Raw genomic sequence first — 25,036 nt, forward strand, 5'->3', positions numbered from 1 at the left:
CGGCGTGACTCACTTGTAGTAGGCTGCAGGCAGTTTAGCGTTGGGGGGACAGAGGTTAAGGGTGTAACAAACGTGTGTTCATAAGCCTTTTCTGCGCTTAGGCGACAAGGGATCGCTGCCCGTCAAATCAGGGAGATCAGGAATGGAACTGACGGGATTCGGGTAGAGAGGCGGCGGTGTGAGCCTTCTTTTTTGAATGCCAGCAAAGCGTTACTTCAGAGATCTCTTCTCCTTGCTCACGACAATAGTTTTGTGTCAGCGTTGTTCGCAATTATCTTCTTACCCTTAACCTAAATATCCGTTCTTTTGTGCCGATAATCGTCACAGGCCGCACCGTTTTTTTGTGAGGCCAATAGTTGTGTCGATATCTTATTTAAGGGTACAAATATGTCATTACGACGGTTTTCTTTTCTTATTTTCAGTCTTTTACTCTGTATATTCCTCATCAGTTCTACCTCTAACCTTTGGTCACTTACGCGCAGTAACCAGTCGCTGGACAGTGTGAACAAAGAAATTCGCGTGGTGTTATCCGTGATCGATCCGATCAACCACAGCCGTACATTACGGGTCAGGCTGATGGAAGCGATGATTAACGCCAGCCTTGGCGACAGCGAGAAAGTCCGGGCATCACTTGAGAAAGCGCAAGAAGTGATGCAGAAAGCTTCTGCCGCTTTTGACGCCTATCAGGCGGCTTCACATATTGCCGGTGAAGAACAGTTTTCCGTTCCCTATAACAATGCCTGGCATGTTTATGTCAATGACGGTCTGAAACCGTTGATGGATGCCGCGAGCCGTAATGACAGCACGCGCTTTAATCAACTGGTCAGCGATACGATCCCGGTACTCGATCGTCAGTTCGAAATCACGCTGGATAATTTGCTGGCGTTTCGTGAGAAAAACGCGCAGCGCCTTAACAATGAAGCGCAGAGCCGTTTTACCAACAGTGTGGTCACTATTGTTGTCTTTGCTTTGCTGTTTACGCTGATTATCATCGCCATGTTTGTCCTGATACGGCGTCGTGTTCTTTCTCCCCTTGATGCTGCCCGGCTTCATTGCCAGCAGATGGCTGCCGGTGAACTGCATAGCCCGGTGATATCGCGCTCGAAAGACGAAATCGGTGTACTGCTCAGCTCGCTGGAGCAGATGCGTCTTTCCCTGGTGGATATCATTGCGCAGGTTCGTCATTCAAGCGAAAGCGTGGCCCATGCAGCCGAAGAGATTGCAGCCGGAAATATGGATCTCTCGGCACGAACAGAGTCCCAGGCCGCATCCCTTGGCGAAACAGCCGCCAGCATGGAACAATTAACCTCCACGGTGAAACACACCTCAGAAAATACCAATCAGGCTAACCAGCTTGCTGGTAACATGCGCAACTCCGCACAAGAGGGCAATACCATCGTTGAAGAAGCGGTGCTTTCAATGAAGGAAATTGAAAGCAGTTCCGGCAAAATCGACACAATTATTGGCCTGATTGAAGATATTGCTTTCCAGACGAATATCCTGGCGCTTAACGCGGCCGTTGAGGCAGCCCGTGCCGGAGAGCAGGGACGTGGTTTTGCCGTTGTCGCCAGCGAAGTCCGCAACCTGGCGCAGCGTTCGTCGGTTGCTGCGAAAGAGATTAAGGAGTTGATTGAGCAGTCCAGCAATCAGGTTCAGCTTGGCAGCGAAAGAGTGGAGCGCGCAGGCGAAAGCATGAAGCGTATTATCGCTTCCGTTAAACAAGTGTCCGAACTGATGTCTGAAATTGATCTCTCCACCAATGAGCAAAGCCGTGGTATTGAGCAGATCAATATTGCTGTCGCGCAAATGGATTCCGTTACCCAGCAGAACGCGGCACTTGTTGAGGAAGCTTCTGCCGCGGCACATTCGCTGAAAGAGCAGTCACAACTACTTAAACAGGCCGTGGCCGTCTTCAAGCTTAACTGATGACGGAAACGGTACCAGGCAGGCTTCGGCCTGCCTGATATTTTTGTGGCAGGGCGATTTCTTCAGCAACCGGCTGGATAACGATCAAACAATCCGGATTTGTACTTGCAGGCCTGTTATATGCTTTAAACAATCTCGGTTCACATGGCCGTATTCGCTGCCCGAAACCGGCATTGCTTAACCTGACGCCCGGTGTTTGCCCTGGGGAATTCGTCTGAGGGTTGTCTCTTTGTCTTCCCGCTTGCCTGATCCTGAACAGGGATTAATGAGAATATCAGTCGCAACGAGTTGAATTTTTTTTAATGACTCGGATGCCCTTCTGTGTGAAGGCTGAGAGATGAGAGATACCCGTATTACCTGATCTGGATAATGCCAGCGTAGTCTGGCTGTTATTCATTGAAAATCTTTTCGCCCGTATCTGGTAAGAACATGCCGAAGATCGGCAAGGTCTTGGCTGATGTACGTGATCAACTTGGTATCCCGTACCTTGATGATTATGGGCCGCGGCGATTGGTGCATAGCTTCCGGCATACCATGATTTCAACCTATTTAGTTAGCTGGTTGGGTTGGCAATCTGGCGCACTTGCAACAGGTGGTTGGGCATGAGAAAAGCGGTTCAGGTATTACCAGGCACTATTTGCATACCTTTCCGTTACGCGCAATTTGTTATGTGATAGATGGGTTGGATTGGTCGTAACGTCTTGGCACTACCTGGGCTAAGGAAAGGGGCGGTAGAGTCTGCCGCAAAGTTTCGGCTGGATTGCTGTAAAGTTCATCAGTATTATTGCTTGCACAATCAGTGATTGGGAAACATCTTTTCAGAGATCAGAGATAAAGGACGATATGAAAGTTACTGATGAAGCTTTGTTACGTTCTGGGTTTACACCATCGGATTTGCAGAAGATAAAAAACAACATTGAAAGCTATGGTGGAACGTTGGGGGAAGCGATTCAGGATCTGGCTAATCGATTCAGGGTTGTTTTATGGATAACATCGGCATGTCTGATGGTTTTTATCATTTTAGTGTTGTTTTCTGCGAAAGAAATCGTAGTGGGGGGTGGGATATCAATTCTGATCGCAATAGTCATCGTTGCATTTATTCAGCCGCCAGTCCTTTCTTACAAATCCTGGCGGTTCAGGAGAAAATTCAGAGGCTAATGGTTCGATGTGTCAGTAGAAAGCAAGTCAAATATTACTTTGGCCTTAAGTCCATAACCTACTATTTTCATTGTTAATTTTGGACGGCTCATTGTATCGACCTTACGATAGAAATCACGGGGCATCCATTTAAACAGCCTCCATGCTTCGGGTCTTCTAGCTAATCCAAAGATGCTATATACATTTGCACTTAACGTAACAGCGATTATAAATCGCTAGACCAGTTTCAGGCTTGAAGCCCATAAATTGGGCCGCTTCCATAGTTCCATCAGCCACAAATCCCTCTGTTTTATATTGTTTTCCATATATACCAGGAATGATTTCTTTTGACAGACCGTTAATGCCATCCGTTACAAGGATAGCTTCTGCCAGCATACCTAAAGGTGTCATCGTAGCAACCATCAACGCACCGCCAGCAATTGCCATTCCAGAGACCACAATGTGAATAGCTGAAATCACGTACCCGACGATTTTATTATTTTCCTTAACAAACTCGACCTTTGCATAAAGCTGTGCGGACTTGGTTTTTAACAGGCGCTCTTGCTCAAGCAGATTGTCTGTTTCAGCACGCAAATTTTTGATGCATACAATGCATTCTTCATCGGTTTTAGCTCGACGACCTTTCGGGCTTCCAGATTGACCATCGTATCTGACCAGGTTCTATTCCAACCCCTGTTAAGCAGCGCGATATCCATAATGCTTCCTTCACAAATGTCTCTGGTTGTTTTACGTCCAATATATTATTTTCATCGTTTTCGCTCTATAGTCGATGGTCTGGAATACGTCTTCGACATGATCTCTGTATGTCCAGTTTATCGCTGCGCTTTGCTATAACCACTTCTCTACATAGCGTATTAACGTCGTTGCCCTGCGCTATATTCAGCACTGAGCCACAGAAACACCTATGGATATTAATAAAATTGGTTGAGCTGGTTGAAGAAGCCCGGGAGGGCATGACGATGATGTGTGTGACTCATGAAATGCATTGTGCCCGCGATGTGGCCGATACCATCTGGTTTATGGATCAGGGGCAAATTCTGTAAAGGACAACGCCGGAGCAATTCTTTAGCGCGCCACAGTATCCGCGCGTACGACGTTTCCTTAGCGATTTACTGAATTGATGACGTTGCTGTACTCGTTTCACCGCCAGGTGGGAGATATATCAACACGCAGTTCTCCGCTTCCTTGAGAAATTTCCAGACAGGGCCACGGCATCAGCGTCGGGCGTCTGGAACTGGACACGGTGCTGCGCCGCGACATCCTTCGCGAAGTGCTTGAAGGGTTGGGAATAAGTATGTGCACCAAGGTTATTGTTATTTCAGAACTTTCCCGTGAAAAATCTTTCCCGTGTCCGATTGTCTGGGGGTATTCTAAATAGGTAAATCGATATAAATCATAGGGATATTCATGGATGTACATGGAAAGTTGTTACTGAAAGGGGCGGATTATGCACCCCTTTTACTTTTCACTGTCCTCTGTATCGAACGACTTCACATTGGGGCAGCACTTGCTGTTCTTTTTGTAAACAAAATCGTCGATAGAATTTGAGTAGCGGCACAGCATCCCCTTGGCGTCTCTGTTTACTCGGTTGCATGAGTAATACGACCTGCGTGAGCGGCTAACGGCAGGAATGCCAGTACATAAAGTAAAACCATCTTCAGAGACTGTTCTCCATCCTGTCACACATGGCCCAAAAGGGCCGCTTTTACCGTTTACAAGACTTCCTGCTGGCATTACTATCCTGAACAGAGATTAATGAGAGCGTTAGTCGCAAGTAATTGAATTTGTTTTAAATGACTCGGGGTGCCCTTCCTTGTGAAGGCTGAGAAATACCCGTACCACCTGATCTGGATAATGCCAGCGTAGGGAAGTCAGATGCCTGTCGGGCTATCACTTCTTCCACGGCCTGGCAGGAGCGAAACCATGCAACCTGACCTGCTCGATCGTGCGCAAACTGCACATGCTTTACAACAATTCCGCCGCCATTCTCCACTTGTTCACTGTATGACCAACGACGTTGTACAAACCTTTACCGCCAATGTGCTGCTGGCGCTTGGCGCGTCGCCGGCCATGGTGATTGATCGTGACGAGGCGCAGCAATTCAGCGCGATTGCTGATGCGCTGTTGATTAACGTGGGTACCTTAACCCGCGAGCGGGCCGACGCGATGCTTGCGGCCGCTGAAAGCGCAAATGCAGCTGGCAAACCCTGGACGCTCGATCCCGTTGCCGTCGGCGTACTCTCTTTCCGTACGCAATTTTGTCAGCAACTGCTTGCCCTGCATCCGGCGGCGATCCGTGGCAATGCCTCGGAAATTCTGGCACTTGCTGGAGTGAGTGCAGGCGGTCGCGGCGTGGATACCACCGATACTGCCAGCAATGCGTTGCCTGCGGCGCAGGCGCTGGCGCGACAAACCGGCGCGGTGGTGGCCGTTACCGGCGAAGTGGACTATATCACTGATGGCAGTCGTACACTGATGGTCACGGGGGGCGATGTACTGATGACGCGTGTTGTTGGCACCGGTTGCGCGTTATCCGCCGTGGTCGCCGCCAGTTGTGCGCTACAAGGCGATCGCCTGGCGAATGTGGCCGCTGCCTGCGCCTGGCTCGGGCTGGCGGGTAGCCTGGCGGTAGCGAACAGCAACGGGCCGGGCAGCTTTACGCCCGCTTTTCTCGACGCGCTCTACACTCTGGGTGGAGAGGATTCGTTATGAGGCGAATCAATGCATTGACTATCGCCGGTACTGATCCGAGCGGTGGCGCGGGAATTCAGGCAGATTTAAAAACCTTTTCGGCGCTCGGTGCTTACGGCTGTTCAGTGATCACCGCGCTGGTGGCGCAAAACACGCACGGTGTGCAGTCGGTATACCGTATCCAACCGGATTTTGTCGCTGCGCAGCTCGACTCGGTGCTCAGCGATGTGCGTATTGATACCACCAAAATCGGCATGCTGGCGGAAACAGATATTGTCGAGGCAGTGGCAGAGCGCCTGCGCCGCTATCAGGTCCGCAATGTGGTGCTGGATACGGTCATGCTCGCCAAGAGTGGCGACCCGCTGCTGTCGCCCTCCGCCGTATCGGCATTGCGTCAGCATTTATTGCCGCAGGTTTCACTTATTACGCCCAATTTGCCGGAGGCCGCTGCGCTGCTTGGCGCGCCACATGCCCGCAATGAGCAGGAGATGCATGCGCAGGGCGAAGCACTACTGGCGCTCGGCTGCGAGGCGGTGCTGATGAAAGGCGGCCATCTGGATGATGCCGAAAGCCCGGACTGGCTCTTCACCCATGAAGGCGCGCAACGCTTTACCGCACCGCGCGTGGCAACGAAAAATACCCACGGCACAGGCTGCACACTCTCTGCCGCTCTGGCTGCGCTGCGCCCACGCCATAACGACTGGGCGTCGACGGTCGCAGAAGCTAAACAGTGGCTGACAGCCGCGCTGGCGCAGGCGGATTCGCTGGAAGTCGGCAGCGGGATCGGGCCGGTACACCATTTCCATCAGTGGTGGTAAACCAGGATCCGAAACGTGCCAGCAGATTATGCTGAAAAAAAAGGCTGTAGTGGAAAATATCGCGCATGAGTACCAGGCTTATTTCTGCCTGCCGTAAGGCAGGTCGGGATAATCCAATTCGCTTTGCGCGAAGCTTACGGGAGCATAGCTATGACTGATATTGTGCAGTTACTCGGCAAAGACGCCGACAGCCTTCTGCAACACCGCTGTATGACCATCCCCGCTGACCAACTCTATCTGCCGGGTGGCGATTACGTCGATCGCGTGATGGTCGATAACAACCGTCCCCCTGCGGTGCTGCGTAACATGCAGACGCTGTATAACCACGGGCGACTGGCGGGCACCGGGTATCTGTCCATTCTGCCGGTTGACCAGGGGATCGAGCACTCGGCGGGCGCATCCTTTGCCGCGAATCCGCTCTATTTCGATCCGAAGAATATCGTGGAGCTGGCGATTGAAGCCGGGTGTAACTGCGTTGCTTCCACCTACGGCGTGCTGGCCTCTGTTTCCCGCCGCTACGCGCACCGCATTCCCTTCCTCGTTAAGCTCAACCACAACGAAACCCTCAGCTACCCGACGGAATATGACCAGACGCTGTATGCCAGCGTTGAGCAGGCATTCAATATGGGGGCCGTGGCCGTCGGCGCGACTGTCTATTTTGGATCGCTGGAATCCCGCCGCCAGATTGAAGAGATCTCGGCCGCCTTTGAACGCGCTCATGAACTGGGGCTGGTGACCGTACTGTGGGCTTATCTGCGCAACTCTGCCTTCAAGAAAGATGGCGTGGATTACCATGTTTCGGCGGATTTGACCGGCCAGGCGAACCATATTGCTGCCACCATCGGTGCGGACATCGTGAAACAGAAAATGGCGGAAAATAACGGCGGCTATAAAGCGGTTAATTTCGGTTATACCGATGAACGTGTCTACAGCAAACTGACCAGCGATAACCCGATTGATCTGGTGCGCTATCAACTGGCGAACTGCTATATGGGGCGCGCGGGGCTTATCAACTCCGGCGGCGCTGCCGGCGGCGACACCGATCTGACCGATGCCGTCCGTACGGCGGTTATCAATAAACGCGCGGGCGGCATGGGGTTAATCCTTGGTCGTAAGGCGTTCAAGAAGACCATGGCTGACGGCGTGAAACTGATTAACGCCGTGCAGGATGTCTATCTCGATCAGAAAGTGACTATCGCATAACGACTTTCGTCACATCCTCTCCTCTTCGGGGGAGAGGTATTGCGTTTTTGGCCTCGTTCTGTGGATGAAGGCATTTTTAAGCGGTTAACGCAATAACGGGCAATCCGGCGGTAACCGGCACTGTAATGCATTGGGCAACACTTCAATGCGGAAATGCTGGCCGCTCAGCGGTTCACCGTCGAGGTTAAATGTGATTTCATGCGGGGCGATGATCTCTAACCATGCCGATTTGCCATCGATAATATGCGGGTTATCATCCGGCTGCGTCAGGGTGGTTAACAGCGCGGGTAACAGCTCTTCGCCGGTAAAAATACGCAGATGCAATAAGCCATCGTTAATCAGCGCCTGTGGGCAAAGCTGCTGTCCGCCGCCCGCCTGGCGACCGTTACCAATGCCAATCACCAGCGCATCGCCTTGCCACTGAAAATCCTCACCGCGAATTTCGCAGCGATCGGCCTTTAGCTTATCCAGCCGCAGCAGCCCGTGGATCAGATAAGAAACTCCGCCCAGCGCAGCCTTCAGTTTTTCCGGCGTTTCCGTGGTGATGCGGGTACCAAAACCACCGGTTGCCATATTAATAAAACAGGTTTTATCGTTGACGCGGGCGATATCGATAGCCGCCGCTTTACCCACGATGGCCAGCTGTAACGCTTTATCCAACGCCTCGGGGATCCCCGCGCTGGTCGCGAAATCATTGGCGGTGCCGAGCGGCAAAATACCGAGCGCCGGAATGTTATCGCCCGTGCAGTCCACCAGCGCGGTTGCCACCTCGTTGATGGTGCCATCACCACCGCCAGCGATCACTGTCTCTACGCCAAGCCGCTGTGCTTCCTTAACGTAGCGCCCGGCATCGCCTTTTTCCCAGGTGACGCGCACCTGAATATCCATACCCTCCTCACGCAGCCGAGCGACGGCTTCGCGCAGCGTTTCGTCTCCAGCGCTTTTACCGTTTAGAACCAATAAGCTTCCAGGAATTTTGCCCACTTTTTTCGTCCTTATTGCATGCAATAAAGAAAGTGTATCTCACGAGCGGGAAGGGGGTAAAAAAAGCGGAAAAAAGCGTAAAAAAAATCAGCCTGCGTAAGGGAGATTACGCAGGCTAAGGAGGTGGTTCCTGGTACAGCTAGCATTTATGGGTTATGTTTTTCAGCGAAATGGATAATACCCATAATGACCAAAGAGGTATGTGATCCGATTCTAAGATTTTTCCAGCCGTAAAAATAACCCTGCTAAAAATTACTTCGCGTGAGGATTTCGCGTCGACTGTCCGGTGAAATTGCGCATCAGAAGCGCATATTCCAGCGCCATATCCTGCGGAACCGGCAACCAGACAGTATAACCATCGCCTGGCGCGACCGGCATCGCTTCGCCTTTGGCGTTTTCCATCTGCTCAAGCGTAAAATTAACATTGCCCTGCGGCGTCATCAGTTCCAGGCTGTCGCCGACCGAAAACTTATTTTTCACCGCGACGGCAGCCAGATTGCCTTTACGCTCGCCGGTGAATTCGCCGACAAACTGCTGGCGCTCTGACACCGAATAGCCATAGTCATAGTTCTGGTAATCATCGTGCGTATGGCGGCGCAGAAAACCTTCGGTGTAACCGCGATGTGCCAGCCCTTCCAGCGTTTCCAGCAGCGAGGTGTCGAACGGTTTACCCGCTGCGGCATCGTCAATCGCTTTGCGGTAAACCTGCGCAGTACGAGCACAGTAGTAAAATGATTTGGTACGGCCTTCGATTTTCAGCGAGTGCACACCCATCTGCGTCAGTCGCTCAACGTGAGCAATTGCCCGCAGATCTTTCGAGTTCATGATGTAGGTACCGTGCTCGTCCTCGAAGGCGGTCATGTACTCGCCTGGACGCTGCGCTTCCTCAATCATAAAGACTTTATCGGTCGGCGCGCCGACGCCCAGCGTAGGTTCGATGTTCTGCACCGGAATGGGGTCGTGAACATGTACGATATTGCCGATAGCGTCTTCTTTGCCTTCCTGAACGTTATATTCCCAGCGGCAGGCGTTGGTACAAGTGCCCTGGTTTGGATCGCGCTTGTTGATATAGCCTGAAAGCAGGCAGCGGCCTGAGTAAGCCATGCAAAGTGCGCCGTGCACGAAGATTTCGATCTCCATTTCCGGCACCTGGCTGCGAATTTCGGCGATTTCTTCCAGCGACAGTTCGCGGGAGAGGATCACGCGCGTCAGCCCCATCTGCTGCCAGAATTTCACCGTTGCCCAGTTGACCGCGTTCGCCTGCACGGAGAGGTGAATCGGCATCTGTGGGAAGTTTTCCCGCACCATCATAATAAGCCCCGGATCGGACATAATCAGCGCATCCGGCCCCATGTCCACCACCGGTTTCAGGTCACGGATGAATGTTTTCAGCTTGGCGTTATGCGGCGCGATATTCACCACCACGTAGAATTTTTTGCCCTGCGCGTGGGCTTCATTGATGCCGATTTGCAGGTTTTCGTGGTTGAATTCGTTATTGCGCACGCGCAGCGAGTAGCGCGGCTGGCCAGCGTAAACGGCGTCCGCGCCGTAAGCGAAGGCGTAACGCATATTTTTCAGCGTTCCCGCCGGGGACAGGAGTTCCGGTTTAAACATGATTTTCTCGTTCTGATGACAGGTCAGATCGCCTCAGCAGGTGAGACGGCGGGGGAGTTCCCCTAAATTTAGGGCGGGAATTGTAGCGCCGCGCGCCGGGGGAGTAAACCTGTGCGTGAGTTCACTCGCTGTCGGCGGCTATTTCCTCGTTGGTTATTTTTGTCTCAATATTGAACGCAGCCAACAGCCACATCAGTACGCCATAGTCGTATTTTCTCACCCTCCTTCCCCGTTATTCTTGTTTTGATATTACTGAAGCGCCCCACAAGGATACAGAGGATTACAGCATTGCGCCCGACCGGTTTATACTCGGCGCAGGGCGCTGTCGGGGCGCTGTCGGGGCGCTGTCGGGGCGCTGTCGGGTTGCTGTCGGGTAACGATCGTGTTGCCGTCGGCGTGGTTCAGCGACACTGCAAGCCGGTTTCCTGTGGAGAAATATCATGAGCAATAAAGTTAAAGCGTTCCGTCTGGCCCACGCCTGGTCGCAGGAACAGCTTGCAGAGATGGCCGCGTTGAGTGTCAGAACGGTACAGCGAATTGAAAATGGCGATCAACCTTCGCTGGAGACGCTGAGTGCGTTAGCGGCGGTATTTGGCGTCAGCGTTACTGAGTTGTCCGGGCAGGCGGAGGTGGGGGAAGAAGCGCTGGATCAGCGCATCACAGCCGCACGGGAAAAGGTCGATGCTGAAAGCAGCTTCTGGCGATCGCTTGTCACCGCAGTTATCGTCTGCGTGCTGCTCTATTTCCTTAATCGCAGTACCGCACCACAATCGCTGTGGTCACTGTGGGTGGCGGCGATTTGGGGCGGATTGCTGCTGGTGAGGGGTTTGCGGCTCTTTGCCTTCGCTGAGCCGATCGCACGCTGGCGCAAACAGCGCTTACAGCGGTTGTTGCGTAAATAAGATACCATCGGGCGTGAAGCCCGATAGACGTTTACGCCAGTTTGCAGGCGTCGGCTTCCCAACGGTAGCCGACACCGTAAACCGCGCGGATAAAGGATTGTTCTTCATCCAGCGCTTCCAGTTTGCGGCGCAGGTTTTTGATATGGCTATCGATGGTGCGGTCGGTCACCACGCGATAGTCATCATAAAGATGGTTGAGCAGTTGTTCGCGGGAGAAGACCTTACCCGGTTCGCTGGAGAGGGTTTTCAGCAGGCGGAACTCCGCAGGGGTGAGATCCAGCAGTTTGTTGTGCCAGCTTGCCTGGAAACGCCCTTCATCCACAATCAGCGGGCTTTCCGCATCCAGTGCCTGCAATTCGCGCTGCGGCTTGCAGCGGCGCAGAATGGTTTTGACCCGCGCCACGACTTCACGGGGGCTGTAGGGTTTGCAGATGTAGTCGTCAGCGCCGATTTCTAGCCCCAGTAGACGATCGATCTCCTCAATTTTTGCCGTCACCATAATGACCGGTACATTGGAGAAGCGACGAATCTCCCGGCAGAGTGTCAGGCCATCCGTGCCGGGCAGCATCAGATCGAGCAGGATCAAATCCGGCGGCGTCTGGCGGACATATCCCAGCACCTGATCGCCGTGGTTAATCAGCGTCGGCGCGTAGCTGGCCGCCCGTAGATAATCGATCAGCAACTGTCCCAGCTTCGGTTCATCTTCCACGATCAGAATGCGTGGTGTGTTTTCATCAATGGGTAGCTCAGTCATACTTCTCTCGATTGTTCGCCTTCAAGCGGTAGTTCAACTGTAATGGTAACCCCGCCGAATGGCGAGTGCCCGGCGTGGATAGTGCCAGCGTGGGCCTCCACAATATTCAAACAGATTGCCAGCCCCAGCCCGGAACCGCCGCTGGCTCGGTTGCGTGATCCTTCCGTGCGGTAGAAACGCTCAAACAGGCGCGTAAGCTGCTCGTCGGAAACGCCTGGCGCGCTGTCGGCAAAACTCAGGATCAGTTTGCCGTCGCGTGCGGTGGACGTAATCTGCATTTGTCCACCGCTGTCCGTATAGCGCAGGCTATTTTCCAGCAGGTTATTAAACAACTGCATCAGGCGATCGGGATCGCCAAAGACTCTGCCACTGGTGGACTGCAAATCCAGCGACAAGTTCAGGTTTCGGCCAGCAAAACGTTCATGAAACGGGCCGGCAGCAATCTCCAGCAATGTCTCCACATCCACCGGGGTGCGCTGGTAGGCCAGCGCACCCTCGTCAGACATCGACAACTGATGCAAATCGTCTACCAGTTTGGTGAGCGTACCGACCTCTGCCTGTAACGACAACACTGATTCCGGTGTAAATTTGCGTACGCCGTCCTGAATCGCCTCCAGTTCGCCGCGCAGTACCGCCAATGGCGTACGCAGTTCGTGGGAGATATCAGCCATAAAATCGCGACGAATTTGCTGGTTTTTCTCCAGCGTACTGGCCAGCAGGTTAAAATCACGCGCCAGCCTGCCCAGTTCATCCTGACTGCCCGTCGTGACACGCGTCGAGAAATCGCCAGAGGCAAGTCTGTGCGTTCCCTCGACCAGCCGTTTCACCGGTGCCAGCAGGCCGCGCGCCAGCGGGAAGGTTGCCAGCGCAGCCAGCAGTGTGGCGAGGCCGACAATCAGCCAACTGGTACGACGCTGTTGACGGGCAAAATTGATGTCGGTATTGCGCGTTAACCGCTCAATCGGGGAGGCAATCACCCAGCCCACCGTTTTCTGGTTCACCACAATTGCCCGGCGGTTGCCTTCGTCGGGCACTGTACCGCGCGGGCCGACCAGCACAGTGTTGTTTTGATCGACAACCCAGAACCGCGTACGCCAGCCATGCGGCGGCGGTGGCGGGCCTGGAGGCCTGGGCGGTGGAATATCATCTTCTATCCCTCGTTCGGCTCCGTCGCTGTTACTCATTCCGCGATCTCGCGGCATGCTGCGTTCCGGCCCACCTGCGTGGTCATCTTCATGATCATTATCGCGTTCGAAGGAGCGCAGGATCTCGAAAATCAGTCGGTCGTTATTACGCAGAAATTGCCAGTCGCCGTGCTGGGCGTACTGCTCGGCCAACGTATCGCTCAACAGTTGCAGACGCTGCTCGTTGCTGCGCTTGATATAGTCGATAAACCCGCGTTCGAAACTTATTCGTACCGCCCAGTGCATGATAATCAGCAGTACGATGCAGGTGGTCAAAATAGCCAGAAAAAGTTTGGCTGTAATACCCGGCCGCCAGAATTTCATGATTCTCTCCTGTTGCGACGGGTAATCACGACGTTCTGGCTGGCATCGTTAGGGACGCGGGCGAAGATTAACGCCGGTAGTGAAATAATCACCGCCATACTGAGATAAGCGTAAAGGAAAATATGATGTGCCATGCCACTGTCCGCAGACAGATGCTGTTGGCCAAACAGGCCGAGCAGCAAACCGGCGACGGTAACGCCTATGCTCATCGACAACTGCATGGTCATCGACAGCAGGCTGTTGCCGCCGCTGGCCAGTTCATCGGGCAGATCTTTTAGCGTCAGGGTGTTCATCGACGAGAAGCGCATCGAGTTGATCATCCCCTGGCAGAACAGCACCACTGGCAGCAGATAGTACCAGCCGAGCAGGGCGGTGGTCATAAACAGCAGGCTCACCAGCGCCAGACCAAGGGTGGAACAGACCAGCGCGCGACGATAACCAAAACGGTTAACCACCTGCACCACAATCTGCTTCATGCCCATACTGCCCAGCACCATCGGGATCATCATCAGCCCGGCGTGGAACGGTGAAAAACCCAGGCCAATCTGCAAAAACACCGGCGTCATAAATGGTAGCATGCCGCTGCCTATACGCCCGGCGAAGCTTCCGGCCAGACCCAGGGAAAACGAGGGCGTGCGGAACAGTCGCAGGTTGAACAACGCGCCATCATTGCCTCTGGCGTGCAGCAGATAAAACAGCGTCGCTGCTGTGCCCACCGCCACCAACGCGCCAAGCTGGACGGACGAAAGCCCCAGCCCGCGGTTGCCGTCGAGTGCCAGCGTCAGCGTCGCCATACCGAAGGCCAGCAACGCAAAACCCGCCATATCGAAACGGCGGGTTTGCAGTTTATAATTCGGCATCAGGCTCAGGGTAGCGATCGCGCCGATAATGCCGACTGGCAGGTTAATCAGGAAGATCCAGTGCCACGAAGCATACTCCACCAGAATCCCGCCGAGCGTCGGGCCGACCAGTGGGCCGATTTGCCCCGGCAGAGTGACGAAGGTCATCGCCGCCATATACTGGTCGCGCGGGACGATTTTCATCACCGTCAGCCTGCCTACTGGCACCATCATCGCTCCGCCGACACCCTGTAAAACTCGCGACATTACCAGTTGATCAAGGGTTGAGGCCTGTGCGCAAAACAGCGAGCCGGTAGTGAACAGCACAATGGCGGCGAAAAAAATATTTCGCACACCAACCCGATCCGCCAGCCAGCCGCTTGCTGGCAACATAACTGCCACGGTCAATACATAGGAGACCACCACCATGTGCATATGCAGTGGACTCTCCCCCAGGCTTCGCGCCATGGAGGGGAGGGCTGTATTCACAATAGTGGTATCCAGCGACTGCATAAAAAAGCCAAAGGCGACAATCCATAGTTGCCAGCGGATGTTTTTGGGAAGTTCATTCATTCACTAACAGGCTCTCTCTCTTTCTGACTAAAACGCATGCGCAGGCGATCAAAGAAGAGGTAGACCACCGGCGTTGTATACAGGGTAAGAAGCTGGCTCATCACCAGACCGCCGACAATGGTGATCCCCAACGGCTGGCGCAGTTCGGAGCCATCACCGCCAGAGATGACCAATGGCAGTGCGCCAAATAGCGCCGCCAGGGTGGTCATCATGATCGGACGAAAACGCAATAAACAGGCCTGGAAGATGGCCTCTTCCGCGCTCAAGTTTCCCTTGCGCTGGGCTTCGATGGCGAAGTCGACCATCATTATGGCATTCTTCTTCACTATCCCGATCAGTAACATAATGCCAATCAGTGCTATCAGGCTAAACGGCGCGCCAAACAGCTCGAGGGCCAGCAGCGCGCCGACGCCCGCCGAGGGCAGCGTTGAGAGAATGGTCAGCGGGTGGACGTAGCTCTCGTAGAGGATCCCCAGCACGATATAGACCGTGGCAATCGCTGCCAGGATCAGGATCACCTGTGAATTCATCGTCTCCTGGAACACCTGCGCCGTACCGGCGAAACTGCCGCGCACACTCGAAGGAACGCCAAGTTGCGTCATTGCACGCTCGATGGCATCGCTGGCTTCCGACAGCGACGTGCCTGTCGGTAGGTTAAAGGAGATGGTCGATGCCGCCGACAGTCCCTGATGGTTCACCGATAGCGGCGCATTTGCCGGTTGCCAGTGGGCAAAGTAAGAGAGAGGGATTGACTGGCCTTTGCTGTTGATCACATACATCTTGTCCAGCGCGCTCACGTCCTGGGTATAGCGGGGATCAACTTCCATTACCACTTTATATTGGTTAAGTGGTTGATAAATATTTGAAATTTGCCGCTGTCCGAAGGCGTTATTCAGCAGGCTGTCGGTCGCTTCAACGCTGATGCCCAGCCGCGACATCGTTTCGCGATCGTAAACCAGGTTCATCTCCGCGCCATTGTCCTGCTGGTCTGAGTTGACATCTGCCAGTTGCGGCAGCGCCGCCAGCGCTTTACGGATCTTCGGCTCCCACTCATGCAGGGCGCTGAGATCGTCCGACAGCAGGGCGAACTGGTAGCTGGCATTAGCCTGACGTCCGCCGACGCGAATATCCTGTACGGCCATCAAAAACAGGCTTGCGCCAGGCTCTTTCGCCAGTTTGACGCGCAACCGGTCCATCACCTGCTGCGCCGTTTCATTACGAATATGTCGGGATTTGAGGGTGATAAACATCATGCCGCTGTTCACTCGCGAACCGCCAGTAAAGCCGGTGACATTATCCACAGCCGGATCGTCACGGATGATTTTCATAAAATCCTGCAACTTACCGCGCATCGCCTGAAAAGAGATACTCTGATCTGCCTGAATGTTGCCCATCAGCACGCCGGTGTCCTGCTCCGGAAAGAAGGTTTTCGGAATGGAGATATAGAGCCAGATATTCAACGTGATGGTGCCAAGCAGCACCAGACCCACCAGCCTGGCGTGGTTCAGCACCCATGAAAGCGAGCGGGCGTACTGTTGCTGGAGCGCAATCAGCAAACGGCCAAAGCCTTTTTCCCGCGTGCGTTCGCGCGGTTTATGGTGCTTCAGCAGCCAGCCGCACATCATCGGTGTCAGCGTCAGTGAAATGACCATCGAGATACCAATCGCCACCGACAGTGTGACGGCAAACTCGCGCAGCAGTCTACCCGGCAGACCAGCCATCAGCAGCAGCGGCAGGAACACCGCTACCAGCGACAGGCTCATCGACAGGACGGTAAAACCGACTTCCCGCGTTCCCTGCAATGCCGCCTGCAACGGTTTCACGCCAGCTTCAAGATGGCGAGAGATGTTTTCCAGCACCACAATGGCATCATCAACGACAAAGCCGGTGGCGATGGTCAGCGCCATCAGCGACAGGTTATTCAGGCTGAAACCGCACAGGTACATAGCGGCAAAGGTGCCAATCAGCGAAACCGGTACGGCGACCGCCGGGATCAACGTGGCGCGGCCGGAGCGCAAAAACAGAAACACCACCAGGATCACCAGCGCCACCGAGATCACCAGTGTCTGCTCGACTTCCGCCAGCGAGGCGCGGATGGTCGGCGAGCGATCCTGGGCGATTTGCAGATCGATAGCGGCAGGAATGGTTTTCTGTAATTCAGGCAGACGGGCGCGGATGCTGTCCACTGTCTGAATAATGTTAGCTTCCGGCAGCTTGCGGATCATCAGCAAAATCGCCGGCTTTGCGTTGGTCATCCCGGCATTGCGCACATCCTGCACCGAGTCGCTAACCGTGGCGACATCGCTTAAACGTACCGCTGCGCCGTTATTGTAATGAATAATCAACGGCTGGTATTCGGCCGCCGTTTTCAGCTCATCATTGGTTTGCACCTGCCAGCGTTGCGTGCCGTCATCCACTGCGCCCTGCGGTCGGCGGATATTGGCATTGCTGATGGCGGTACGCACGGCATCGAGAGAAACGCCCTGATTAAACAGTGCCTGCGGGTTAAGATCGACGCGCACTGCGGGCAACGAACTTCCGCCGACATCAACATCGCCGACGCCGTCGATTTGCGAGATGGTTTGTGCCAGCTGCGTTGAGGCAAAATCGTATAACTGGCCTTGCGAATACGTATCCGAGGTCAGCGTGAGGATCATGATCGGCGCGTCAGACGGGTTCGCTTTGCGGTAGGTCGGACGGCTTGGCATACCGCTTGGCAGCAAGCTTTGTGCCGCGTTGATCGCCGCCTGTACATCGCGCGCTGCACCGTTGATATCACGGTCAAAATTAAACTGCAAAATGATGCGTGTACTGCCCAGCGAGCTGGAGGAGGTCATTTCGTTGACCCCGGCAATCCGCCCCAGCGAGCGTTCTAGCGGCGTAGCGACCGACGACGCCATCGTCTCCGGTGAGGCACCAGGCAGCGAGGCGTTGACCATAATCACCGGAAAGTCGACCTGCGGCAGCGGGGCTACCGGCAGCAGCCGGAAGCCAAGGATGCCGCACAGTGTTATCGCCAGCGAAATCAAAATCGTCGCCACCGGGCGGTAAATGAAGAGGGCGAAAAACTTCACTTACGCCTCCTCTTCACGGCGCGGGAAGCGCTGTTTTACGGCCAGCGACAGGCGGTCGAACAGCAGATAAATCACGGGCGTGGTAAATAGCGTCAGCACCTGACTGACCAGCAGACCACCCACCATGCCGATACCCAGCGGGCGTCGCAACTCAGCGCCCACACCGGTGCTGAGCATCAGCGGCAGCGCACCGAGCAGGGCCGCCAGCGTGGTCATCAGGATCGGGCGAAAACGCAGCAGACAGGCCTGGAAAATCGCCTCGCGCGGCGTCATACCTTCTTCGCGTTCGGCGGCGAGGGCGAAGTCGATCATCATGATGGCGTTTTTCTTGACGATACCAATCAGCAGGATGATGCCGATAATGGCGATCACATCCAGCTCACTGCCGGAAATCATCAGCGCCAGCAGCGCACCAACGCCGGCGGTGGGCAGCGTCGAGAGAATGGTAACCGGGTGAATAAAACTCTCATACAGGACGCCGAGCACGATATACATTGCCACCACCGCTGCGACGATCAGCCAGACCGTGCTGCCAAGCGCAGACTGGAATGCTAGCGTGCTGCCCTGGAACTGGGTGCGGATATCGGTCGGGAAATTGAGAGTTTTTTCACTGTCAGTGATCGCCTGCACCGCATCACCCAGCGAATGGCCGCGCGCCACGTTAAAAGAGAGGGTGGTGGAGGGGAATTGATCGAGGTGGTTAATACTCAACGGCGCAAAGCGCTGTTCCACTTTAGCTATCGAGGATAACGGCACCACACCGCCGCTGCTGCTGGCCAGACGAATGTTGTCCAGCGCCGCCAACCCCGGCGTTTGCGTCGTGTTCTGTTCCAGCACCACGCGGTACTGATTTGACTGGGTGTAGATAGTGGAGATCAGCCGCTGGCCGAAGGCGTCATATAGCGCGTTATCCACATCCGACATCGTGATGCCAAGACGGCTTGCGGTGTCGCGGTCAACGTTGACATAGGCCACCAGCCCTTTGTCCTGCCAGTCGCTGCTGACATCTGAAAGCTGTGGCAGCGCTTCCAGTTTAGCGATCAGTTGCGGCACCCAGGTGCTCAATGCGTCCAGCGAGTTTGCCTGCAAGGTAAACTGATACTGGGTGCGGCTGACCGTGGTGTCGATGGTCAGATCCTGCGTCGGCTGCAGATAGAGCGCCACGCCGGGCACTTTTGCCGCTGCTTGTTGCAGGCGCTCAATCACTGTCTGTACGCGGTCGTCGCGCTCATCCAGCGGCTTAAGGTTGATTTGCAGACGTGCGCTGTTCAGCGAGGGATTGGTGCCATCAACGCCAACAAAGGAGGTCAGGCTTTCAACTGCCGGATCCTGCAGGATAACATCAGCAACCTGCCGTTGGCGCTGCGCCATGCTGGCAAACGATGCCGACTGCGGCGCCTGGAGCGTACCCTGAATGATGCCGTTGTCCTGCACCGGGAAGAAACCTTTCGGAATGAAAACCCACAGCGTCACCGACAGCAGCAGTGCGCCTATCGCCACGCTGAGTGTCAGCCACGGGTGGTTAAGCACTTTCGCCAGCAGATGGCCGTAACCGGCGATCACACGCTCGAAAAAACGTTCTGAGGCGCGGGAAAAACGATTCTGCTTGCGCAGGGATTCCGCACTCAGCATGCGCGCGCACATCATCGGCGTCAGCGTCAGCGAAACGATAGCCGAGATCAGAATTGCCACTGCCAGCGTGACGGCGAACTCACGGAACAGACGTCCGACGATATCGCCCATGAACAGTAGCGGGATCAGCACGGCAATCAACGAGAAGGTGAGGGAGATAATGGTAAAACCGATCTCGCCTGCGCCTTTCAGGGCCGCCGCCAGCGGTTTTTCCCCTTTTTCGATATAGCGCGAGATATTCTCGATCACCACAATCGCGTCATCTACCACAAAGCCGGTGGCGATGGTCAGCGCCATCAGCGTCAGGTTATTGATAGAGAAATTGAGAAACACCATCACCGCAAAGGTACCGATAAGCGACAGCGGTACGGCCACACCAGGAATAATAGTGGCCGGAATATTGCGCAGAAACAGATAGATAATCATCACTACCAGCGCAATGGACAGCATCAGTTCGAACTGGGTGTCGCTGACAGAGGCGCGGATGTTATTGGTGCGATCGGAGAGCACTTTCACCGTGACCGATTTCGGCAGACTCGCTGTTAACTGTGGCAGCAGAGTACGAATTCTGTCGGCGGTATCAATGATGTTGGCACCCGGCTGACGCTGGACGTTCATCACAATCGCCTGTTGCTTATTCGCCCATGCGCCAAGCCAGCGGTTTTCTGCGCCCTGTTCCACGGTAGCTACATCGCCAAGTCGAATGGCCGCCCCGTTCTGATAAGCGACAACCAACTGGCGGTACTCTTCGGCGGACTGCATCTGATCGTTGGCTGAGAGCGTCACGGCGCGCGCTGGGCCATCGAGGCTACCTTTTGCTGAATTAACGTTGGCGTTATCGATGGCGGTGCGAATGGTTTCGCTGGTCAACCCCAATGCAGCAATGGCCTGCGCATTAAGTTTGACCCGCACTGCCGGACGCTGGCCACCGGAAAGCGTGACCAGACCGACGCCGGAAACCTGCGAAATTTTCTGCGCGACGCGCGTTTCAACCATATCTTCCACCTGCGTCATCGGCATGGCGGAAGAGGTGACTGCCAGCGTCATGATCGGCGGATCGGCCGGGTTAACTTTGCTGTAAACCGGCGGGTTAGGCAGATCGGAAGGGAGTAAGCTGTTGGCCGCATTCATCGCCGCCTGCACTTCCTGTTCGGCAACATCCAGCGGTAACGTGAGCTGGAACTGCAACGTCACCACCGATGCCCCGCCGGAGCTTTGCGACGACATCTGTTTTAAGCCCGACATCTGGCCAAATTGCCGTTCGAGTGGCGCGGTAATCGACGAAGTCACCACATCCGGGCTGGCACCGGGGTAGAGGGTGACCACCTGGATGGTGGGGTAGTCCACTTCCGGCAGCGCCGAGACGGGAAGAAAACGGTAGCCGATGATCCCGGCAAGCAGAATCGCTACCATTAATAAGGTGGTAGCGACCGGGCGTAGGATAAACAGACGGGAAGGGCCACCCGTCCGGCCTGGCGGTAGCAACTGCATCAGGCGTGCGCTCCTTTCGCGGGATGCTCACGTTTTGTGGGCATCTGCTGGGCGCTTTGCGCATCCACCACTTCCACTTTGGCCCCTTCGGTCAAACGGTCTATACCGTCCGTCACCACACGATCACCCGCTGATAGCCCGGCGACAATCACGACTTTCTGGCTGTCCTGAATACCCGGCGTGACAATATGTTTGCTGACCTGGCTATTCTCATTCACCACCCAGACAAAGTTGCCTTCATTACCCATTTGCAGCGCGGCAGTAGGGATCACAACCGCATTTTGTTGTGTGGCGACCAGCATACGCGCATTGACGAACTGGTTGGGGAACAGCGCATCGTCCTGATTATTAAAACGTGCTTTCAGTTTGATGGTGCCAGTGGTGGCATCGATCTGGTTATCAAGACTCAGTAGCGAACCACTGCTCAGTTTCTGTTTGTTCGTGCGATCCCAGGCTTCCACTACCAGCGGTTGGCCTGCTTTTTGCGCCTGCACCACGGTGGCGATATCGCTTTCCGGCAGGGTAAAGATGAGGTCGATCGGGTGGGTTTGCGTCAGCACCACAATACCGGTGGTGTCGCTGCTGCTGATTTGGTTGCCAATATCCACCTGTTTTAAGCCAACGCGTCCGGAAATGGGTGCCGTGATGCGGCTCCAGTCCAGTTGCAGCTGGGCGCTTGCGACCGATGCTTCATCGGCTTTGACGGTGCCTTCGGTTTCTGTTACCAGCGCCTGCTGGGTATCGAGATCCTGACGGGAGACGAGGCTGGTTTTCACCAGTTGCTGGTAGCGGGCCAGATCGCGGCGCGCATTCGCCAGCGTGGCTTTATCTTTTGCCAGTTGCCCCTGCGCCTGCGCCAATGCGACTTTAAATTCGCTGGGGTCGATTTCAGCCAGTAGATCGCCGGCCTTAACCTGTTGCCCTTCCAGGAAGTGGAGCGCCATCAGTTGACCGGAAACGCGGCTGCGAACGGTCACTGTGTTGGTTGCCGTAATCGTACCGAGACCGGAGAGATAACGCGGAACAGATTCGAGGGTCGCCGTGGCGGCCTGGACTGGCGGTAGTGCGCCGCCGCGCATGCCGTGGCGACCACCACCAACCTGACGTTGCGTGTGCCCGGCGGCGGAAGAGGGCGGTGTAGCTTGTTGATGGATAATGTAGTACCACGTGGCACCTGCCACGGCGATAACCACGACCGCCAGAAGTATGCGGCGAAAAGATAAACTGCGCTTCATCGTTATATATCTCATCCTGAAACAGCCATGACCCGAATAATACTAGTTTAATGAGGCCCTAACGCAGAAAAATGGAGGAAATATGAAACACTGTTTAGAAACGTCGGACGGAGATGAAAATTTGCATTAGGGGAGATGTAAAGAGGAAAATTATGCCGGATGGCGATCATCCGGCAAAGTATTAGCGAAACAGCACCTGCGCCCAGCGGGCGAGCCCGGCGGTGACAGAGCCAAAATCATCGCCGCCCGCAATCGGGATCCCCGGCAGCGTTTCCGCCAGCGCTTTCTTAATAATTGGTGAGCGGGCACTCCCGCCGGTCAGATAGATCACTTCCGGCGTTTCGTTGCTATTTTCCAGCGCCAGTTGCACCTGCTCAATAATGCGCTGTAGCGGTTGATTGAGCGCCGCTTCCAGAGCGTCCTGGGTAATGGCGGTGGCAAGCTCGTCACTGATAAACGGCAGCGGCGCGGTGATATGCGCTTCTTCTGAGAGGGCTATTTTGCTCTCTTCGGCGCTGCGTACCAGGCGGTAGCTCAGACGTTGCCGCCACACTTTAAGCAGCAGGGCGACTTTTTCCGCGTCGCGCGCGTCGCGCACCAGATCGTTGAGCAGACGGCCATTGGCTGCGCTGTAAAATTCGGTTTGCGCCGGCACATCGTTGATCGCCACCGCGTTCCACCACGGCAGGATCGGCAGGGCTATGCCTTTTTCCGTCTGGCCACCCATACCAAGCAGGGGCATCAAACTTTTAAACGCCAGCGCGATATCCAGATCGTTACCGCCAACACGGCAACCGCTGTGGCCGAGGAGGCTGGCTGCGCGATCTTGTCTGGCGCGCCATTGTGGGCCCATCAGCAGGATGGAGCAGTCAGTTGTTCCGCCGCCGATATCTACCACCAGCACACGCTTCTCTTCGCTTAGCGTGGCTTCAAAATCGAGACCTGCTGCTACCGGCTCATACTGGAAAACCACCTCGCGGAAACCGGCGCGCTTCGCTGCGCGTTCAAGGATCCCCTGCGCCTGGGCGTTGGCATCATCGCCGCCAAGTCCCTGGAAGTTGATTGGCCGGCCAATGACCGCCTGGTTGATGCTTTCCGGCAATTGCGTTTCGGCCTGTTGGCGAATATGCAGCATCATGGCGCAGACAAGATCCTCGAACAGAGCGATCTGCTGCGGTTTCAGGCCGCTTGCGCCGAGGAAAGATTTCGGTGATTTAACGAAGTAAACCTCTTCCGGATCGCTCACATACTGACGCAGCGAGGTGAGGCCAAACTGCACACTGGAGGCGCTGACCTCAATATCTTCCTCACGGTTAAAGCTTACCGCCCGGCGCAGCAGCGCCTGGGTTTCGCTCCCCGTTGCCGGAACCTGATGGTGACGATAGAGCCATTCGCTGACGGCTTCGCGCGTCGGCGCGCTGAGCATAGACGGCAGCAGCGTACTGTTATTTTCCATGGTCAGCAGATGTGGCGCGCCGTCGCGTATTACTGCAATTGAGCAGTTTGCTGTCCCGTAATCAAAACCTGCAAACATGTGTTTATCCCCATGCCAGTGAAGAAGGGGGGCGACTTTAGCCGAATGCAGTCCGGGCGACAACCGGAATATGAAAGCAAGGCGGAAAATTCCGATGCCGTTTATGCTGTTAGCAGAAGACAAGGAGCAACTATGTACGAACTGCGCTGGCAGCCGCCTTACGACTGGGCCTGGATGTTGAGATTTTTAGGCGATCGCGCCGTGGCGGGCATTGAAGAGGTTGATGCAACACGCTATGTGCGTTCCTTTTCCTCTGGTGAGCATCGCGGGCTGATTATCGCCGAACCGGATGAAGCGAGCGCGACGCTGAAGGTCACGCTTAGCGAAGGTTTGCAGCCAATTGCAGAACTGTGCCTGCAACGGATCCGCTGCTTGTTTGATCTCGACTGCAACCCGCAGGAGGTGACCGCTGTGCTGGGAACGCTGGGCGCCGCGCGACCGGGGTTGCGCCTGCCGGGATGCGTTGATCCGTTTGAGCAGGGCGTGCGGGCGATTTTAGGCCAGTTAGTCAGCGTGGCTATGGCGGCAAAGCTGACGGCAAAGGTTGCCCAGCGTTATGGCAATACGCTGGGTGAGCGCAGTTTTATCTGTTTTCCCACGCCACAGCAGCTCTCTGCGGTGTGTGCAGAGGAGCTACAGACACTCGGCATGCCACGCAAACGCGCTGAATCGCTGTTATACCTGGCGCAGGCCGCCTGCGACGGTTTGCTGCCGCTGATGGCACCCGTGGATGTGGAGCAGGGGGTGAAAGCCTTGCAAACTTTCCCCGGTATCGGTCGCTGGACTGCCAGCTACTTTGCCCTGCGCGGCTGGCAGGCGAAAGATATTTTTCTACCCGACGATTATCTGATTAAGCAGCGTTTTGCCGGGATGACGCCCGCACAAACGCGGCGCTATGCCGAACGCTGGCAGCCGTGGCGCTCCTATGCGCTGTTGCATATCTGGTATACGGAGGGATGGGGGCCGGAGGTGTAATGCCTGATGATAACTGTGCATTTGTAGGCTGAATAAAGCGGCAATTAAGTAGCAGACTCACGCAATATCATGCCTGTCTGATCAGATGTATTCGTCGTTTTTTCTGCGCTGGCCGCAACCCTTCT

At 55.1% G+C, this 25,036-nt stretch carries 16 protein-coding genes, 4 pseudogenes and 1 riboswitch; of the genes and pseudogenes, 9 read left to right on the forward strand and 11 right to left on the reverse strand.

Features of this window, described 5'->3' with window-relative positions; all coding sequences use genetic code 11:
- Nucleotides 1-387: 387 nt before the first annotated feature.
- From BM427_RS16025 to BM427_RS16035, 3 genes and pseudogenes are all read left to right on the forward strand, one after another.
- On the forward strand, nucleotides 388-1,926 hold the full coding sequence (locus BM427_RS16025; RefSeq protein ID WP_090123165.1) for a methyl-accepting chemotaxis protein: 1,539 nt from the start codon (nucleotides 388-390) through the stop codon (nucleotides 1,924-1,926).
- A gap of 399 nt (nucleotides 1,927-2,325) precedes the next feature.
- A pseudogene (locus BM427_RS26090) lies at nucleotides 2,326-2,623 on the forward strand (integrase); the annotation flags it as partial.
- A 146-nt stretch (nucleotides 2,624-2,769) separates the two neighbouring features.
- Nucleotides 2,770-3,084, forward strand: coding sequence for a hypothetical protein (locus tag BM427_RS16035; RefSeq protein WP_090123167.1), 315 nt, complete (start codon nucleotides 2,770-2,772; stop codon nucleotides 3,082-3,084).
- Here BM427_RS16035 and BM427_RS16040 read toward each other — a convergent pair.
- Nucleotides 3,081-3,779 (reverse strand): annotated as a pseudogene (locus BM427_RS16040) (DUF4225 domain-containing protein). The gene BM427_RS16035 and the pseudogene BM427_RS16040 overlap by 4 nt on opposite strands.
- Nucleotides 3,780-4,025: 246 nt before the next feature.
- Here BM427_RS16040 and BM427_RS16045 point away from each other — a divergent pair.
- A pseudogene (locus BM427_RS16045) lies at nucleotides 4,026-4,205 on the forward strand (amino acid ABC transporter ATP-binding protein); the annotation flags it as partial.
- A gap of 41 nt (nucleotides 4,206-4,246) precedes the next feature.
- Here the strand turns inward: BM427_RS16045 and BM427_RS26095 are convergent.
- Nucleotides 4,247-4,360: pseudogene (locus BM427_RS26095) on the reverse strand (hypothetical protein); the annotation flags it as partial.
- A gap of 513 nt (nucleotides 4,361-4,873) precedes the next feature.
- Nucleotides 4,874-4,970, forward strand: a riboswitch (TPP riboswitch).
- A gap of 37 nt (nucleotides 4,971-5,007) precedes the next feature.
- Here BM427_RS26095 and thiM point away from each other — a divergent pair.
- The 3 genes from thiM (at nucleotide 5,008) to fbaB (ending at nucleotide 7,796) form a co-directional block, all read left to right on the forward strand.
- On the forward strand, nucleotides 5,008-5,796 hold the full coding sequence (thiM, locus tag BM427_RS16050; protein ID WP_090123169.1) for a hydroxyethylthiazole kinase: 789 nt from the start codon (nucleotides 5,008-5,010) through the stop codon (nucleotides 5,794-5,796).
- The gene (gene thiD / locus BM427_RS16055) at nucleotides 5,793-6,593 is read left to right on the forward strand and encodes a bifunctional hydroxymethylpyrimidine kinase/phosphomethylpyrimidine kinase (RefSeq protein WP_090123171.1); all 801 of its coding nucleotides are present in this window, start codon (nucleotides 5,793-5,795) and stop codon (nucleotides 6,591-6,593) included. The genes thiM and thiD overlap by 4 nt, the downstream gene beginning before the upstream one ends.
- A 150-nt stretch (nucleotides 6,594-6,743) precedes the next feature.
- Nucleotides 6,744-7,796: a class I fructose-bisphosphate aldolase gene (gene fbaB, locus BM427_RS16060; protein WP_090123173.1), complete on the forward strand. Its 1,053-nt coding sequence runs from the start codon at nucleotides 6,744-6,746 to the stop codon at nucleotides 7,794-7,796.
- A gap of 84 nt (nucleotides 7,797-7,880) precedes the next feature.
- Here fbaB and yegS read toward each other — a convergent pair whose 3' ends face one another.
- Nucleotides 7,881-8,780 (reverse strand): lipid kinase YegS, encoded by a 900-nt coding sequence (gene yegS / locus BM427_RS16065; RefSeq protein ID WP_090123175.1) that lies wholly within the window; start codon nucleotides 8,778-8,780, stop codon nucleotides 7,881-7,883.
- A 252-nt stretch (nucleotides 8,781-9,032) separates the two neighbouring features.
- On the reverse strand, nucleotides 9,033-10,394 hold the full coding sequence (trhP, locus tag BM427_RS16070) for a prephenate-dependent tRNA uridine(34) hydroxylase TrhP (protein ID WP_090123177.1): 1,362 nt from the start codon (nucleotides 10,392-10,394) through the stop codon (nucleotides 9,033-9,035).
- A gap of 440 nt (nucleotides 10,395-10,834) precedes the next feature.
- On the opposite strand from trhP, the gene BM427_RS16075 reads away from it, so the two are divergent.
- Nucleotides 10,835-11,296, forward strand: coding sequence for a helix-turn-helix domain-containing protein (locus BM427_RS16075; RefSeq protein WP_175539142.1), 462 nt, complete (start codon nucleotides 10,835-10,837; stop codon nucleotides 11,294-11,296).
- Nucleotides 11,297-11,327: 31 nt separating this feature from the next.
- On the opposite strand, the gene baeR is transcribed toward BM427_RS16075, so the two are convergent.
- The 7 genes from baeR to yegD form a co-directional block, all read right to left on the reverse strand.
- On the reverse strand, nucleotides 11,328-12,050 hold the full coding sequence (gene baeR, locus BM427_RS16080; RefSeq protein WP_007371234.1) for an envelope stress response regulator BaeR: 723 nt from the start codon (nucleotides 12,048-12,050) through the stop codon (nucleotides 11,328-11,330).
- Nucleotides 12,047-13,558, reverse strand: coding sequence for an envelope stress sensor histidine kinase BaeS (gene baeS, locus BM427_RS16085; protein ID WP_090123182.1), 1,512 nt, complete (start codon nucleotides 13,556-13,558; stop codon nucleotides 12,047-12,049). The genes baeR and baeS overlap by 4 nt, the downstream gene beginning before the upstream one ends.
- On the reverse strand, nucleotides 13,555-14,970 hold the full coding sequence (locus tag BM427_RS16090) for an MFS transporter (protein WP_090123184.1): 1,416 nt from the start codon (nucleotides 14,968-14,970) through the stop codon (nucleotides 13,555-13,557). Before BM427_RS16090 ends, baeS begins: the two co-directional genes overlap by 4 nt.
- Nucleotides 14,967-18,044, reverse strand: coding sequence for a multidrug efflux RND transporter permease subunit MdtC (mdtC, locus tag BM427_RS16095; RefSeq protein WP_090123187.1), 3,078 nt, complete (start codon nucleotides 18,042-18,044; stop codon nucleotides 14,967-14,969). Before mdtC ends, BM427_RS16090 begins: the two co-directional genes overlap by 4 nt.
- On the reverse strand, nucleotides 18,045-21,167 hold the full coding sequence (locus tag BM427_RS16100) for an MdtB/MuxB family multidrug efflux RND transporter permease subunit (protein WP_090123189.1): 3,123 nt from the start codon (nucleotides 21,165-21,167) through the stop codon (nucleotides 18,045-18,047).
- Nucleotides 21,167-22,402 carry an MdtA/MuxA family multidrug efflux RND transporter periplasmic adaptor subunit gene (locus tag BM427_RS16105; RefSeq protein ID WP_090123191.1) on the reverse strand — a complete coding sequence of 412 codons (1,236 nt, stop codon included), beginning with the start codon at nucleotides 22,400-22,402 and terminating at the stop codon, nucleotides 21,167-21,169. Before BM427_RS16105 ends, BM427_RS16100 begins: the two co-directional genes overlap by 1 nt.
- A gap of 181 nt (nucleotides 22,403-22,583) precedes the next feature.
- On the reverse strand, nucleotides 22,584-23,936 hold the full coding sequence (gene yegD / locus BM427_RS16110; protein WP_090123193.1) for a molecular chaperone: 1,353 nt from the start codon (nucleotides 23,934-23,936) through the stop codon (nucleotides 22,584-22,586).
- A 132-nt stretch (nucleotides 23,937-24,068) separates the two neighbouring features.
- On the opposite strand from yegD, the gene alkA reads away from it, so the two are divergent.
- Nucleotides 24,069-24,911, forward strand: a complete 843-nt coding sequence (gene alkA, locus BM427_RS16120) for a DNA-3-methyladenine glycosylase 2 (RefSeq protein ID WP_090123198.1) — start codon at nucleotides 24,069-24,071, stop codon at nucleotides 24,909-24,911.
- Nucleotides 24,912-25,036 lie beyond the last annotated feature (125 nt).

Origin of the sequence: Kosakonia arachidis (genome assembly GCF_900116535.1) — a bacterium.
Taxonomy (GTDB): domain Bacteria; phylum Pseudomonadota; class Gammaproteobacteria; order Enterobacterales; family Enterobacteriaceae; genus Kosakonia; species Kosakonia arachidis.